The sequence below is a fragment of the Streptomyces sp. NH27 genome (genome assembly GCF_056859195.1).
Window position 1 is genome coordinate 1 of record NZ_JACEGK010000969.1, and the last position, 1,176, is coordinate 1,176.

The 1,176-nt window shown below is 73.3% G+C and carries 1 protein-coding gene; it reads right to left on the bottom strand.

Going from position 1 to position 1,176, the window contains the following annotated elements:
- A partial coding sequence (locus AC13HU_RS37465) for a LacI family DNA-binding transcriptional regulator (protein WP_483046470.1) occupies nucleotides 1-760 on the bottom strand: 760 nt, incomplete at its 3' end.
- Nucleotides 761-1,176 lie beyond the last annotated feature (416 nt).

Below are 1,176 nucleotides of genomic sequence, written 5' to 3' on the forward strand. Positions count from 1 at the left end.
CGGTCAGCAGCGCACGCAGCGCCGCCTCGCCGCCCTCCTGCGTGAAGTCGCCCTCCACGTCCGGCGCGTACGGGTTGCCGTGTTCGGCCATCGCGTCACGGAACCCGGCCAGCCGGTCCCGGCCGGCCGGCGAGTTGTACGGGCCGGCGATGGTGGCGATCCGGGTGCGGCCCAGGGACGCCAGGTGCTCGACGGCCAGTTTGACGCCCGCCTGCTGGGCAATGTCCACGAAGCTGATCGGCACCCGCGTGGTGGGGCGGGCGAACAGCACCGTCGGCAGTCCGGCCTCGACGAGCAGGTGCGGCAGCGGATCCTCGGGCGCTATCGACACCAGCACCACGCCGTCGATGTGCTGCTGGCGCAGGTTGTCGACCAGTTCGTGCCGCACTTCGTCGCAGTCGGCGAGCATCAGCAGCGGGTGCACGCCGCGCGGCCGCAGCACCGTCAGCAGGCCGCCGACGATCCGGCCGAAGAACGCGTCGCTGAACACCCGTGCCATGAAAGGGTCGTCGGCAGGGTGCTCGGGCACCGAGAAGACCAGCGCGACCGAGTCGGTGCGACGGGTCACCAGGGTGCGGGCCGCCCGGTTGGGCACGTAACCGGTCTGGGCCACCGCCTCCTGGACCACCTTCTGGATCTCCGGGTCGACGTTCCGCGTGCCGTTGACCACCCGTGACACCGTCGCCCGCGACACCCCCGCGGACCGCGCGACGTCTTCGAGGGTGGGCAGACGTGGACGGCCCGGACGGCTGGTGGTCATACTTGCCTTTATACCATGACGGGAGAGCGCTCTCCCGCCCTTCCTGGGCGGAGACAACCCGCAGATGGGGCGGGGTGCGGCAGCCCCCCACAGGCCACCACTCCCCGCTCCGGTCACGGGCCGGCGGGTACCGGCGGCGCGGTCGGCAGCGTCCGCGCCGTCCGGGGAACACAAGGCCGTACGCCGCCCCGTGCCGGCGTATGTCCACCCGTGCCGAGCGGCCGGCGTGTTGACGCCGAGGGCGTCCGGCCCGCCGGTGTGCGAGGGCGCGGAGCGTGCGCCGTCGTCCATCTGCGGTCGTCGTGCGGCCGTCCCCCTTGGTGCTGGTGGCGTTCGACGGCGGGAACGGCGGTCCGTCGCAGAGCTGTTGGCGCGCCGGGTGCCGAAGTCCGCCGGGAGGGGCGCTGGTCGGGGCC